The 14,484-nt window shown below is 36.7% G+C and carries 14 protein-coding genes; 8 read left to right on the plus strand and 6 right to left on the minus strand.

Annotated elements, in window-relative coordinates; translation table 11 throughout:
- The first annotated feature begins 67 nt into the window (after positions 1 to 67).
- The 3 genes from DD829_RS00435 to DD829_RS00445 are packed head-to-tail and all read left to right on the plus strand — an operon-like array spanning position 68 to position 3,545.
- The gene (locus DD829_RS00435; protein WP_108409511.1) at positions 68 to 2,656 is read left to right on the plus strand and encodes a putative LPS assembly protein LptD; all 2,589 of its coding nucleotides are present in this window, start codon (positions 68 to 70) and stop codon (positions 2,654 to 2,656) included.
- A gap of 56 nt (positions 2,657 to 2,712) precedes the next feature.
- Positions 2,713 to 3,093 carry a RidA family protein gene (locus DD829_RS00440; RefSeq protein WP_076391804.1) on the plus strand — a complete coding sequence of 127 codons (381 nt, stop codon included), beginning with the start codon at positions 2,713 to 2,715 and terminating at the stop codon, positions 3,091 to 3,093.
- A complete protein-coding gene (locus DD829_RS00445) occupies positions 3,093 to 3,545 on the plus strand; it encodes a hypothetical protein (protein WP_108409502.1) in 453 nt (150 codons plus the stop codon). The genes DD829_RS00440 and DD829_RS00445 overlap by 1 nt, the downstream gene beginning before the upstream one ends.
- 310 nt (positions 3,546 to 3,855) lie before the next feature.
- Here the strand turns inward: DD829_RS00445 and DD829_RS00450 are convergent, their stop codons facing one another.
- A complete protein-coding gene (locus DD829_RS00450) occupies positions 3,856 to 5,379 on the minus strand; it encodes a trypsin-like peptidase domain-containing protein (protein ID WP_108409510.1) in 1,524 nt (507 codons plus the stop codon).
- Between the two features lie 358 nt (positions 5,380 to 5,737).
- Here DD829_RS00450 and DD829_RS00455 point away from each other — a divergent pair, with 358 nt between their 5' ends.
- Positions 5,738 to 7,105, plus strand: coding sequence for a rhodanese-related sulfurtransferase (locus DD829_RS00455; protein ID WP_076391808.1), 1,368 nt, complete (start codon positions 5,738 to 5,740; stop codon positions 7,103 to 7,105).
- A gap of 5 nt (positions 7,106 to 7,110) precedes the next feature.
- Entirely contained in the window at positions 7,111 to 7,686 is a 576-nt protein-coding gene (locus DD829_RS00460) for a 5-formyltetrahydrofolate cyclo-ligase (protein WP_108410888.1), read from the plus strand.
- Here the strand turns inward: DD829_RS00460 and DD829_RS00465 are convergent.
- Together DD829_RS00465 and DD829_RS00470 are read right to left on the minus strand one after the other, a co-directional pair.
- Complete coding sequence (locus tag DD829_RS00465) at positions 7,635 to 8,216, minus strand: hypothetical protein (protein WP_108410889.1); 582 nt, start codon at positions 8,214 to 8,216, stop codon at positions 7,635 to 7,637. The two genes, DD829_RS00460 and DD829_RS00465, sit on opposite strands and share 52 nt — an antisense overlap.
- A complete protein-coding gene (locus DD829_RS00470) occupies positions 8,200 to 9,378 on the minus strand; it encodes a hypothetical protein (protein ID WP_116547429.1) in 1,179 nt (392 codons plus the stop codon). Before DD829_RS00470 ends, DD829_RS00465 begins: the two co-directional genes overlap by 17 nt.
- A 183-nt stretch (positions 9,379 to 9,561) precedes the next feature.
- Here DD829_RS00470 and DD829_RS00475 point away from each other — a divergent pair, with 183 nt between their 5' ends.
- Complete coding sequence (locus tag DD829_RS00475; protein WP_116547430.1) at positions 9,562 to 9,831, plus strand: hypothetical protein; 270 nt, start codon at positions 9,562 to 9,564, stop codon at positions 9,829 to 9,831.
- A 123-nt stretch (positions 9,832 to 9,954) separates the two neighbouring features.
- Here DD829_RS00475 and DD829_RS00480 read toward each other — a convergent pair whose 3' ends face one another.
- Together DD829_RS00480 and rmuC are read right to left on the minus strand one after the other, a co-directional pair.
- Positions 9,955 to 10,722 (minus strand): TrmH family RNA methyltransferase, encoded by a 768-nt coding sequence (locus tag DD829_RS00480; RefSeq protein WP_108411308.1) that lies wholly within the window; start codon positions 10,720 to 10,722, stop codon positions 9,955 to 9,957.
- Between the two features lie 66 nt (positions 10,723 to 10,788).
- Positions 10,789 to 12,297 carry a DNA recombination protein RmuC gene (gene rmuC / locus DD829_RS00485; RefSeq protein ID WP_410493795.1) on the minus strand — a complete coding sequence of 503 codons (1,509 nt, stop codon included), beginning with the start codon at positions 12,295 to 12,297 and terminating at the stop codon, positions 10,789 to 10,791.
- Positions 12,298 to 12,571: 274 nt separating this feature from the next.
- Between rmuC and DD829_RS00490 the strand changes: the two genes are divergently transcribed.
- Complete coding sequence (locus DD829_RS00490) at positions 12,572 to 13,231, plus strand: SGNH/GDSL hydrolase family protein (protein ID WP_116547432.1); 660 nt, start codon at positions 12,572 to 12,574, stop codon at positions 13,229 to 13,231.
- 44 nt (positions 13,232 to 13,275) lie between these two features.
- On the opposite strand, the gene DD829_RS00495 is transcribed toward DD829_RS00490, so the two are convergent.
- Positions 13,276 to 14,031, minus strand: coding sequence for a DUF5995 family protein (locus tag DD829_RS00495; RefSeq protein WP_116547431.1), 756 nt, complete (start codon positions 14,029 to 14,031; stop codon positions 13,276 to 13,278).
- A 142-nt stretch (positions 14,032 to 14,173) separates the two neighbouring features.
- Here DD829_RS00495 and DD829_RS24435 point away from each other — a divergent pair, with 142 nt between their 5' ends.
- Positions 14,174 to 14,347: a bacteriocin-like protein gene (locus DD829_RS24435; RefSeq protein ID WP_157967225.1), complete on the plus strand. Its 174-nt coding sequence runs from the start codon at positions 14,174 to 14,176 to the stop codon at positions 14,345 to 14,347.
- Positions 14,348 to 14,484 lie beyond the last annotated feature (137 nt).

Below are 14,484 nucleotides of genomic sequence, written 5' to 3' on the forward strand. Positions count from 1 at the left end.
ATCTTACAGTTTTAAAATTTATATTAATTTTGAGCCTTAATTGTATACATATAAATATAACAAAAAATTGGTCAAAACCGTCTCCAAAAATATATTACAAATTTTAATTATCCTAATTTTTAACAATTTTTTAGCACAGCAAACGCCCAAAAAATTGCCTGAAAATGCGGTTAATGATACTATTTCCAAAAAAGATACCATTGTTCTGAAAAAGGAACCACTGGATGCCGTTCTGCAGACAAAAGCAGACTACCAGAGAAGAGATTTCCAGAAAAAGATGGTGTATCTTAACAAAAATGCGCAGGTGAAATACCAGGATATGCAGATTGATGCAGACTATATTTCCATTGATGAGCAGAAACATCTCATGTACGCACGCGGAAAACAGGACTCTTTGGGAAGAATTATCGAGCCTGTTATTACAACGCAGGCAGGAAAAAAATACGAAACCACAGAATTTCAGTATAATACCTTAACAAGACAGGCAATTGCATTTAATGCAAGAACCGAAGAAAACGAAGGGGTAATTACGGCAATCAAAACCAAAAAGTACAACGACAGTATCTTTGCGATGAGCCGCGCAGATTATACCACCGATGATTATTACATCAAGAAAAAAGATACCGCGGCAGATTATTTTTTAAGAGCAAGATATCTGAAGCTTGTAAAAACAAAAAATAAATCTTCCATTGTTTCGGGACCTATCCAGATGTATATAGAGCAGGTGCCCACTCCGCTCATCATGCCTTTTGCGATTCTTCCTTTTTCAAGCAAAAGATCTGCAGGTATTCTGATCCCGAGTTTCGGGGAAAGACAGGATGTCGGTTTCTTCCTTAATGGTTTAGGATATTATCAGCCGATCGGGGAACATTTTGACCTTAAAATCCTTTCGGATATTTACACCAAAGGAAGCTGGAACCTGCGCCCTGAAATGAATTATATTAAAAAATACCGCTATTCCGGAAACTTTTCTGCGGACATCGGAACCATGGTTCGCGGGATCAAAGGTTTGGACGATTACGGTAAAACCGGAACATACAGAATCGCGTGGAGACATACACAGGATTCAAAAGCCAATCCTTTCCTTACGTTTTCGGCATCGGTGGATATTGTAAGTACAAAATTCTATAACAACACGCTGAACAACAATTATATTTTAAATCAGAATGTTTTAAATACCCAGCAAAACTCTACGGTTACGATTACCAAAAGATTTTTGAAGCTTCCGGTTACGATTACAGGAACGGCTTCCTATTCGCAGAATTTTGCCACCGGTTTATCAGATCTTCGTCTGCCGCAGATGAACGTGGCGATCAACCAGTTTTATTTATTCAAATCCAAAACAGGAGTGCGTTCCGGTCTGCTTGAAAATTTAACGGTAAACACAGGGATTAACTTGTCGAACTTTGTTCAGACCAACGAAGGCGAGCTGTTTAAAGCGGCAATGTGGGATAAACTGCAGACCGGAGTGAAAAATAACATTGCTTTGGGAACCAATACAACCGTAGCAAAATATTTCACATTCAGTTTGGGAGCAAATATTGATAATGCGTTAACCACAAAAACCATCAATAAATTCTACGACCCTATTCAGAATAAAGTAATTACGGAAACCAATAAAGGAATTTCAGGATATTCTACGTTTTCAACAACAGCAAGTATTCAGACCACTTTGTATGGACAGGCAAACTTTAAGAAAGGTTCTGCGATTGAAGCCATCAGACACATGATGACGCCAAGTATCGGGTTTACCTATTCTCCGGATTTCGGAGGTTCCGGGTATGGATATTTTAAAAATTATTACGATGCGAACGGAGCTTTAACTCCGTATTCTATTTTTGAAGGCGGAATTATCGGAAGCCCGACGACGGGATTAGTAGGAGCTTTAGGTTTTAACATCGGGAATAATTTAGAGATGAAGGTAAAATCGAAAAGCGATTCTACAGGAGTGAAGAAAATAAAGATTTTTGAATCTCTTAACCTTTCCGGAAATTATAATTTTGCAGCGAAAGATCATCCTTTTTCCATTATTACGATTACGGGACAGTCTTCTTTCTTTAATAATAAACTCAGCCTGAATACAAGCTTATCTTTGGATCCATACAGAATTATCTATCTTCCGGGACAGGATGCCGGAATAAGGACAGAAGAGTTCGGCTACTTCAGTGTTCAGGGATTCAACGTTCAGATGTCTTATCCTCTGAGCAGTGAAATCTTTGGAGAGAAAACAGATTATGCCAAGAAGTATAAAACGAAAGGGGAGGTAAGGAATGAAAATTATTATTTTGATGATGATAATTACGCGCATTTCGATCAGGCATGGACGTTAAATGTAAATGCAAACTATGCCTACACCAAAAGTTCAGCTTCCAGAACGCCAACGAGACTGGCTTCTGTGGGACTGGACGGAAGTCTTAAGCTAACGCCTTACTGGAACATCAACGGAAGTACCCACTACGATATGGTGACGCAGAAACTGGCATATACCAGAATCGGTTTTGCAAGAGATCAGCGAAGTTTTACCATTAATTTCAACTGGGTTCCTTTCGGGCAGTATAAAGTATATGACTTCTTTATCGGGATCAAAGCCAATATCTTAAGTGATGCGCTGAAGTATAAAGACAGAAGTTTTACACAGCCAAATGCACCTTTCTAATATTTGATTATAGAAATAGAATATAAATTTTATATTTGCACCCAAAATAAATTTTCATGAAAAAAGTAATCAACACCGTAAATGCTCCTGCAGCGATCGGACCATATTCACAAGCCAATATGGCAAACGGAATATTGTATATTTCCGGACAGATCCCTGTAGATCCTGCAACCGGTAAACTGGTAGAAGGAATTGAAAAAGAAACCCATCAGGTAATGAAAAACCTTGAAGCAATTCTTACAGAAGCGGGAATGACTTTTAAGAATGTGGTAAAAGCAACCATTTTCCTTAAAAGCATGGATGATTTTGCGGTAATGAATGATATTTACGCTTCCTATCTGGACGCGGAAAGCTTTCCTGCGCGTGAAACGGTACAGGTTTCCTGTCTGCCGAAAAATGTGGATATCGAAATTTCTATGATCGCACATCAGGATTAATGAATTTTATAAGAAATACAATTGCGGTTATCGTAGGTCTTGGGATTGCAGGACTCATTATTACTCTTGGGATAAGAGCATTTCCGCAATGGGTAAATTTCGATGCTTTTGCTCCGTTCGAGCATTGGCAGAGATTTCTTCAGAGCAAGCAGAACGACGGTGCGTTTTTCGGTTTCCTGCTGTTTATTTCCGGACTGGGAACTACAGTGGGAGGGGTGGCAACTGCCATTATCGTAAAATATGCTAAGGTGGCTTATGCTATTCTTATCGGTTTCATTATGCTTTTTATAGCCATGCTGGATGTTATTGTTTTTCCTTATCATCCTACCTTCTATAAAATCTCTATTTTTCTTACGTTCTTCCCGTTTTCGTGGATCGGAGGTAAGATTGTAGAAGTCATTTATGAACGAAAGAAGAAAAGAAGAATCGCTGAAAAAATGAATAAATCATAATTATAAAAACGTTGCAGGTTGCAGCGTTTTTTGTTTGTGTATCAGTTTCCGGAAAGTTTCTTACTAGGGTGCGGGAAGGTTTCCCGCTTTCCGGAAAGTTTGCTGCAGGGGTGAAACATCCTTTCCCGGTTCCCTGAAAAGCTATTGCAGGGGTGCAGGAAGCTTTCCGGAAGGATGTTTTGCCGATTTCAGTTGCAGGATTTCTTTTTCAATTAAATAAAATGTTTCTGAATATTAAACTAAAAAAAACCCGGCTGCCTCATTTGAGGCAGCCGGGTTTTTGATATGAAGTGAAGTTTAGCTCTTTTTATTAAGGCATTTTAAAGCCTCTCTGATACCCTCTTCCGTAGTCATCCATGTATTTGATCTGGGCAGTTCCGGTGAACTTATTCAGAATGTTTTCTACGTCTTTCTGTGAGTTTACGGGTTTTCCGTTGATCTCTGTGATGATGTATCCGTCTACGATTCCTGCTTTAGCCATTTCACCGCCTTCAATTACATTTTTGGCGATTACTCCGCTGTTCAGACCATAATACGCTTTTGTTTTGTCATCAATACTCTGGAAATCGGCTCCGATTTTTTCCGTTACGCTCAGATCCGCTTTGGTTCTTGTAGAAGTTCCTCCTTTCTGATCTCTTAACGTAACTGTTGTAGTGGAAGGTTTTCCGTTTCTCTGGTAAGTTACCGTCACTTTATCTCCCGGACGTTTGCTTCCGATGGCAATGGAAAGATCTGCAAAATCTGTAATTGGCGTTGTATCAATCTGGGTAATGATATCACCTACTTTTAATCCTGCATCTTCTGCACCGCTGCTTTCTCCGAATCCTGTTACCAGAACTCCCGAACCGGATTTATAATTGGTCTTTTTATCTTTATTGTATGCTGCAACAAGCTGATCGTCGGAAAGATCTAAAGAAGTTACTCCTAAGAATCCTCTCTGTACGATACCGAATTTCTTGATGTCTTCAACAATCTTTCTCGCTAAGTTTGCCGGAACTGCAAATCCGTACCCTTGGTAATAACCTGTCGTAGACTGAATCGCTGAGTTAATCCCGATCAGATCTCCGTTTGTATTTACCAAAGCTCCTCCGGAGTTCCCCGGATTAATTGCCGCATCGGTCTGAATGAAACTTTCAATCGGATTAGCTGCTTTTCCCTGTGAACTTAAAATTCCGATTCCTCTGCCTTTTGCTGAAACAATTCCCGCTGTAACGGTAGAATTCAATCCAAGCGGATTTCCTACGGCAAGTACCCATTGTCCTACTTCAATATTATCGGAATTTGCAAAATTTAAATAAGGCAATCCTTTTTCTTCAATTTTAAGAAGGGAAATATCTGTATTCGGGTCTGTTCCTACTAAAGTGGCGATATAAGATTTTTTGTTGCTTAAAACCACTTCTAACTTATTGGCTCCTGCAACAACGTGGTTGTTCGAAATGATGTATCCGTCCGGCGAAATAATTACCCCCGATCCCATTCCTGAAGGCATATTATCCGGAACCTGCTGCTTTTGTCTCTGCTGTCCTCTTCCTCCGAACGGATCTCCGAAGAAGAAATCGAACATATCCTGCTCCGAAGCCCTGCTTGAAGTTCTGGACTGATAATTTTTGATGGTTACTACTGCCGGAACTGTCGTTTTGGCAGCTTTTACAAAATCGTCTCCCACTGCGGCAGAATTCATCCCTGCAAAGGAAACATTAGAGGATTTTGTAAAATATGATTGATCTGCGCTGTTGGAATCGTGATTAAGATATTGTAATCCTCCAACGGTAGTAGCACCGGAAATTACTCCCACTACTGCAAATGGTAATAGTTTTTTTAAAGTACTCTTCATTGTATATCTTTCTTTGTTATTTATTGATGTTAACTTTTTCATTTTACTGTAAACAAATTTAATGCTAAATAGGTATGCAATTGGTGCGTAATGTTTCATTTTTAACTAAAATTTAACAGCAATTGTAATAATTTATACATTATCCCATAAATTTTAAAATCTCAATTAACGAACCTTAAAAAAATCTTAATGACATTATGGCATATTGATGTTTGTATTGTCATAAAGTTAAATCAGACTGATGATGATGAAGCCAAAAGAGTACCAATCTGAATGTATACCTGATAAATCTTATATTTTTCATTAATCTGAAAATAATTATCTTTGCAAAAATTTTCTCACTTAAAACGTTTATAGCATGCAACTGTACAACACCTTAAGCGCAGAAGAAAGAGCTCGACTAATTGATGAGGCCGGAAAAGAGCGCCTTACCCTATCTTTCTATGCGTATGCCAAAATTGAAGATCCCAAAAAATTTCGCGACGATTTATTTATAGCCTGGAATGCACTGGATGCGCTTGGCCGTATCTATGTGGCGCATGAAGGAATTAACGCTCAGATGAGCGTTCCTGCGGATAACTTCGAAGCATTTCGCGAGACTCTGGAAGCATACGATTTCATGAAAGGCATTCGTCTGAATGTAGCAGTGGAGCAGGACAATCATTCCTTTTTAAAATTAACCATCAAAGTCAGAAACAAAATCGTAGCCGATGGTCTGAACGATGAGACTTTTGATGTTACCAATAAAGGTGTTCATTTAAGAGCAAAAGAATTTAACAGTTTGCTTGAAGATCCGAACACCATTGTCGTAGATTTCAGAAATCACTACGAAAGTGAAGTCGGCCATTTTGAAGGAGCAATTACTCCCGATGTGGAAAACTTCAGAGAAAGTCTGCCGATTATCAACGAGCAGCTACAGGATTTTAAAGAAGATAAAAACCTTTTGATGTACTGTACCGGAGGAATCCGTTGCGAAAAGGCAAGTGCTTATTTCAAACATCAGGGTTTCAAAAATGTATTTCAATTGGAAGGCGGAATTATAGAATACACCCGTCAGATAAAAGAAGAAGGAATAGAAAGTAAGTTTATCGGTAAAAACTTTGTATTCGACCACAGATTAGGGGAAAGAATTACCGACGATATTATTGCGCAATGCCACCAGTGCGGAAAACCGTGTGACAATCATACGAACTGTGCGAACGATGCGTGCCATTTATTGTTTATCCAGTGTGATGAATGTAAAGCGGCGATGGAAAACTGCTGTTCGACAGAATGTCAGGAAACCATTCATTTGCCTTGGGAGGAGCAGGTTGCTAAAAGAAAGGGTCTTCAGGTAGGAAATAAAGTATTCAGAAAAGGAAAATCTGAAGCTTTGAAATTCAAAAAATCAGGAGATCTGCCGGATAAGCCTTTAGCAAAAGCTGAAACAAAAGATATCCGTCAGAAAATAAAAGTTAAAAAGACTTTGATCGGAAAGGCGGAACATTATTATTCAAAATCTAAAATTGCTCAGTTTTTAATTGAAAACAATGAACTTGCAGTAGGAGATAAAGTATTAATTTCCGGGCCCACAACAGGAGATCAGGAAATAACCATCTCTCAGATTTTTGTGAACGGAGCTTTCAGCGACACAGCAAAAGCAGGAGATCAGATTACTTTTGAACTGCCTTTCAGAGTTCGTCTGTCTGATAAATTGTACAAAATCCTTGATTCTGAAAACGCATAATCGATATGTTAAAAGCAGAATTAAGAAAGAAATATATGCAAAAAAGAAAAGCCTTGTCGATTGATGAGGCTTTCTTGTTATCTGAAAAGATTTTTAAAAATTTCATTGAATATTTCAAACCTTCTCAAAACCAGAAAATCCATATTTTCATCCCGATTGAGAAATTTAAGGAAATTAATACACAAATTTTCATCAGCTACTTTTTAAGCAGAAAGATCCGTGTTTATGTCCCTAAAATTGTCGATACAAGACTGATTTCGGTAGAAATTTTTACAGATTCTAAATTTGAGTTGAATAACTGGGGAATTTCCGAACCTGTTTCTGATGAAGATTCTGGTATTCTGGATTTTGATTTTGTAATTACGCCCCTTTTATACTGCGACAAACAAGGAAATAGAGTAGGTTACGGAAAAGGTTTCTACGATGGTTTTTTTGAAAAAGTATCGGAAGAGACAAAAAAAATCGGAGTTAATTATTTTAACCCCGAAGAAAATATCGATGATGTCTGGGAAAATGATATTCCGCTCGACTATTTGGTGACACCCGATGCGATACTGTCTTTTGCAGGAGCATCAGAGTAAAATTTCACAAAGTAAAATTTAAATTCCTTGCTTTTCTGAGACGGTTTTGATACCAAAGTGTATTGTGCATTCCGCTCAAAATTTCCCAAAGATTTATTTTTATCTCCAAAATATTCCACATTGAATTTTGCAAAATTCAGCGTGTCCTTTTCCTTAATTTTCTGGAAAACATTCAGATTGCTGACGCGTACTTTTTTTACATTCAGGCTTTCGAGTTCTTTAAAAAGATCCTTAAAGGTAGTAGAATCGGACTTCTGGAAATACTTTTCTATTTTAGAGTAAATTGCCGTATCAATTTCCGTATTTCTCTGTCCGGAAAGATATAACGTAGACAAATCCAGCACATCCTGTACTTTTTGCGAAGTAATGGAATTGATAGCCTGAGTACTGTCCATTTTTACCGTTTTGTTATTCGTGTTTCTTAGCTTTTCCAGATCGCTCTGTCCTCCGTTTTCTTCTTTTTTAATGCACGAAGTCATGGTGAATCCTATTAATATGATAAAAAACAAAAAGTTATTTATTGTTTTCATTGGCTGAGATTTTAAATTTAATAGATACAATTTTTCCTTTGTTATCTGTTTTCATTTCGATAACATTAAGATTTTTAAGTGATGTTGTAGGTGTGGTGACTAAGGTAATATAATCTTCCTTATCCAAGGTTTCAAGTCCGTAAATATCACTGTCGTAAACCTGAGTGATCACGGCGTTGTTGCTGATTCGGTTTTCCAGTTGTCTTCTTTTTTGGGTGATGAGATCATTCTGTTCCTGCGAATTTTCTCCCTTTACATCTTTTGTTGAAAAATAATAAAGCGCCATCTTATAATCATCGGGTTTCAGCTCGATGGTTTCCTCTTCAGGGGCATTTTCTAAGTTTCGGTTCACTTCCAGATATTCATAAAACGGAGAACTGATCTGCATTTTAAGATTTTTATCTTTTGTGGCATATCTGAAACATTCTCCGGGTTTTATCCTGTAAAGAATGGGAGATTCGTTTTCCTTGATCACTTTGATTTCTATTTCACGCTGAATACTTAAATTTCTGTCGGCATCCGTAAAACAGTACACATAAGTTTTTTGAAAGATCGCATCTTTAAATCCTAAAAGCCCTGTAAGAATTACCAAAATAGTGGTAACAATTGCCCAAACATTCTTTTTGAAGAAATTTTTCTTGGGTTTTTCAGCTTCTGCTAAGGAAATTTTTTCAGTCTCTGAATTTTTAGTAATTAATTGATTTTCAAGTATTGATTTTTGTAAATCGGAGTTTTCAGGGGTTTTAAATTCCGGGTTTTTAGGTAAATCGTCATCTTTTGGCAAATCAAGTGATGCAGAAACTGTTTTTTCCAGTTCTTTAAGTTCATTGTCTTTCAAATCTTCATCATCCTGCAGCAATTCACCTGCAAAAAGATGCTGTTTTTTGAATTCATACCATGAGTCGTAACCTGCATAAATACTGAGTAAATTCAGCATATCGATTCTTGGTAATTTGGTAACCGGCGAATTCTTAAAATAGGTATAAAAAGATTTTTCGCTGATGTTCCCTTTTGCCTTTTTTCTGAGATCTTCCTGAAAATAAATGATGTCGATACCCTTCCATTTCGAAATATCGTCATAGGAAGGAGTGTATTCTTTCAGATATTGAGCCTGGACATCCTTTTTCAGCTGCTCAAAATGTAATAGATCTAAGTCTGTCAATTTATTTTAAAATAATTAAATTGTTGATTATCAGTAATGTTATTTTGTAAAACTATTTTACAAAGGTATTACAATTATTTTTCCTAAACAAATTTTCTATCTGCTATACCTTTGTCTTGTTCAAATAACAGAACAGAAAAAGATTTTATAAAACAATATTAACAAAATTAAATTTAATTTATTATGAAAAAGTCATTATTCGTAGCTGCTATCGCTGCAATCTCTCTAGTTGCTTGTAAAAAAACTGAAGCTAACACTACTGAAGCTTCTACAGATTCAGTAACTGCTTCTACAGATTCTGCTACTGCTGCTATCGATTCTACAACAACTGCTAAAGTTGATTCAGTTAAAGCTGCTGGTGCTGCTACTACTGATTCAGTTAAAGCTGATGCAAAAGTTGCTAAAGAAGAAATCAAAGCTGAAGCTAAGAAAGAAGAAGCTGCTAAGAAATAATCTAAGCTTAAAAATAAAAGAACCGTTTCACTTAGTGGAACGGTTTTTTTATGCTTATATGTTGAATAATTGTTGGCTTGGTAACATTCAACGATGAACCATCACCAATCTCCAACAACCAAATTACCCCTTCTTCTGCTTCAGTGTTTCGTAACACGTAATCGCTACCGCGTTGCTCAGGTTTAAAGAATCAATGCTTCCCGCCATCGGAATCAGCGTATTTTTTCCTTTCCCGATCCAGAAATCACTTAATCCCGAATGTTCTGTCCCGAATAAAACGGCAGATTTCTGCTTAAAATCTCTTTTGTAAAGATCTTCGGCAGTTTCATCCATAATCGTTGTGTAAATATTGAAATTATTTTTCTGAAGAAAATCTAATGTTTCATGGTTTTCTGCCTGAAAAACTTCCATTCCGAATAAGCAACCCACACTAGAGCGAATTACATTCGGATTATAAAAATCGGTTTTGCCGTCTGAAACAATTAATGCATCAATACCGAAAGCTTCACAACTTCGCAAAATAGCACCCAAATTTCCCGGTTTTTCAACACCTTCTACAATAATAATGGTAGAATCTTCCTTCGGTTTGAATGAAGATAGATCAGCTTCTTTTGTTTTATAAACTCCGATAATTCCTTCGGAAGTTCCGCGATAGGCGATTTTTTCGTACACTTTTTCGCTGACGAGATGAATTTTTCCTTTGGGAACTTCTTTCTGAAAAATAGTTTCGCAGATAAAAAATTCCACCGGTTCAAAATGATATTTCTGGGCGCGGTCATTTTCCTGCTGTCCTTCCACCACAAAAACATCCGATTTTTTACGGAATCGGTTGTCGGTAAGAAGTTTGGTAATGTATTTTACTTTTTCGTTCTGAAAGCTTTCTATTAACATCCTGCAAAATTAGTTAAAATTTGCAGTTAAATAAAAAACCTCAGAGCCGATCTGAGGTTGTAAATTTTATTCTTCTAAATTTTCCAGTGCGGTGTGAGAGTTTTCAATCAGACTTTGAGGAAGGTCTTTCTTATTTTTTATCCCCAAAGATTTCAGCTTTTGGGTTTGTATCACCAAATTGTCATTTCCTGTTGAAAGCTGTTTGTAAGCATCATTGTAAACATTTTTCGCTTGATCCAGATTTTTTCCTACTTTTTCCAGATTTTCAACAAAACCTACAAATTTATCATACAGTTTTGCCCCTCTTTCTGCAATTTCCATGGAATTCCGGTTTTGATATTCCCGTTTCCAGAGATCGGCAATCAGTTTTAAAGAAGTAATCAGGTTGCTTGGATTTAAAAGCAGAACCCTTCTTTCGTAGGCAAAATTCCAAAGATTCTGGTCTGCCTGCATCGCTGCAATGTAAGCCGGCTCACTCGGAATGAACATCATCACAAAATCCAGAGATTTTCCGTAATCATCATACGCTTTCTGGCTGAGTTGATTAATGTGATTTTTAATGGAAGACAAATGCTGATTGAGTTTCATCAGATAAACGTCCTGATCGGTTTCGTCTACGAGTTCGGTAAAAGCGGTCAGTGAAACTTTAGAATCGATGATTACATTTCTTTCATCGGGGTATTTTATAACCGCATCGGGGCGCATTTTTTTACCGGAAAATTCTGAGAACAATGCTTTGTTGTCTTCATCGCGAAGTTCATGTTCAAGGAAATATTCTCTACCTTTTACAAGTCCGGATTTTTCAAGAATGCTTTCGAGGATCATTTCTCCCCAGTTTCCCTGCGTTTTGCTTTCGCCTTTCAGAGCTCTCGTCAGTTTTTTCGCATCTTCAGAAATCTGCTGATTCAGTTCTGCTAATTCCTTTACTTTTTCGGCAAGAGAAAAACGCTCTTTGTTTTCCTTTTCGTAGGCTTCGTTCACGCGGTTTTTCAATTCCACGATTCTTTCCTGAAATGGTTCAAGGATGGTTTTAAGGTTGTTTTGATTTAAGGTGGTGAATTTTTCTGTCTTTTCTTCAAGGATTTTATTGGCTAAATTTTCGAACTGCAATTTAGATTCTTCCTGAATTTTTGCGATCTCTTCTTTCTGCGTCTGTAAAGATTTCTGTAAGCTTTCGTTAATTGCGGAAAGCTCGGAGTTTTTTGCAAACAAAGTCTGTTTTTCTGTTAAAAGATTTTCGATCTGAAGATTCTGTTTCGCATTAAATTCTTTCTGTTCGGAAAACTGTGTGTTTAAAGAAGCGTGTTCCGCAGAAATTTTGGCAAATTCATTTTTCAGATCATTAAGAAGGTCGCTCTGCTGTGCATTGATTTCTTTTTCCCTGCTGATATTTTGTGTTAATTCCTGAATTTTCTGATTGGAATTTTCTAAATCGGAACTGTTTTTAATGTGTAAATTATTGAGTTCATCGTAAGAATTCCTCGAAACGGTAGAAGATTTCTGGGCGAAATATAAAATAACCGCACCAAGAATTCCTCCGGCTATAAATCCTATAATTAAATATGTCATCTCCATTTTTCAAAATTACAAAAAGGAAAATTGATTTCTTTTATGGAAAACCGTAAGTTTTATTTTAGGAATTAATTTTTAGCCGCAAAAGTTGCAAAAGATCATCATAATACTGTTATTACGATATTCAAAACTTTCAATAGAATAAAAAAATTAAAAATCTTTTGTGACTTTGTGGTTTAAAAATGAATCATCTAAAAATGTTAGTTTTTCGGAAAAGATATTTGCAGGATCAATTTGTTTTCCGTTATTTCATCTTTTCAAATCAAAAGTAAGTTTCATGAAATTCTTAAGCATTGCGGCCGTTATGTTTTCAGCCTTGTTTTCCGCACAGGATTTTGCCAATTATACGAAATACGAAAAGCAAAATCAGGAAGTTGTAGCCAAAAAAACGGCTCCAAATTCTGTTTTTATGGGAGATTCTATTACGGAAGGCTGGTTTTCCACAGATCCTTCATTTTTTACAAAAAATAATTTTGTCGGAAGAGGGATCAGCGGACAGGTAACTTCGCAGATGCTTTTAAGGTTCCGTGAAGATGTCATCAATTTAAAACCGAAAAGAGTCATTATTCTTGCCGGAACCAATGATATTGCCGAAAATCAGGGGCCGATTTCTCTGGATAAAGTTTTTGGAAATATTGTTTCGATGGTGGAACTTGCAAAAACAAATAATATAAAAGTGGTACTTTGTTCGGTACTTCCTGCTTATGATTTCGGCTGGAGAAAAGATATGCATCCGGCGGAAAAAGTAATTGCCCTGAATAAAATGATCGAAGCGTATGCGAAAAAGAATAATATTCCGTACGTGGATTATCATTCCGAAATGAAAGATTCCCGAAACGGACTGGATAAGATCTACACCGAAGACGAAATTCATCCTACAGCAAAAGGATACGAAAAGATGGAAGCTATTTTGATGAAAAAACTTGGTAAAAACTAAGAGTCTTACTCTAATTGAATTAATTGTAAGGTTACATAAGAAAGTTAAACATTTTTTGTATAAGCCAAAATTTCAATGTTTTTCACCACGTCATTGCTCTCGCATTTTTTCAATTCCTTTAATAAAGAAGGAGTCAGGATTTTAGGATTCAAAATTTGGGTGGCAACTTTTGCGGCGGCATAATCTACGATGCCGATCACGTTCTCGCGTATGAAATTTGGCGTATTTGATGCGATAACGGCGGTTGCCCATGAAGTATCTCTTGCTTTTGAAATGGCAAAGTCCAGAACAGCGTTGTCTTTTCCGTTGGAAAGTTTGTCAATTAATTCTACTGGATAACAAATCTTGTTTAAAGAATCCTGAACTTTTTGATTAATGGAGGCAATCACATTGTTGATGTTTTCGAAGTCTTTTTTCAGCGGATTGATTTTTCGATAAGGCATAATGGATGCAGCGGAAATTCCCAAATCGAGATTGATGTGAGCATTCATGCCTAAGAAAATATGCTGTAAGATGAGCAGATTTTTGTTTTTTGCGGCTTCAAAAGCGATAAACCAGGAATTGGTGCATTTTTGTCCTTTCGAATAAGCTTCCCACGCTTCAAGATAACGTGTGGCAAAAGCGATATCCAGTACAATCATTCTCGGATTGTCTTCAAATTTTTTCTGCTGAATTCCTTTCAAAACCTGCGCCGTCATAATTCTGTAGGTACAGGCAAAATATCCGACCGGACTTTGATTTTCTTTCGCCCAGATAATGATTGTGTCTAATTTTTTCAGGACTTCTTCTATGGTTTTCATGAGGTTTTGTTTTTTATAAAGATAAGAAAACCTTGCGTAAATTTTTGTGTAAAAATATTTTGTATATTTAAATCTCCGTAAAAGGAATTATTATAGAGGTGTCCGAAAATCTTAAGAGTAGGAGCAAATTAAACAAAATACTATGAAAAATTTAAAGTCTTTAAACAGAAAAGAGTTGAAAGCAATTGCAGGTGGCGCTTATGAAAACTGCCAAGTTCCTTTAGAATACGGAGTCTGTAATCCGGGTTATACCTTCTGCAGTAATCCTTATTGTTGTGTACTTGCGCGTAAACCTTACATTTGCATTGATTATTAGAAAAAACAGGCTGTCAAAATTCTGACAGCCTGTTTTTTTCAGGTAATGTACTGAAAAATAGTTGGTGAAATTCAGGATATATTTTAATAAATTATGCACGTTAATCCGAAGAGGACAAAAGCACTGGTGGAGATCAA

It is taken from the genome of Chryseobacterium sp. HMWF035, from assembly GCF_003094695.1.
Lineage (GTDB): Bacteria > Bacteroidota > Bacteroidia > Flavobacteriales > Weeksellaceae > Chryseobacterium > Chryseobacterium gambrini.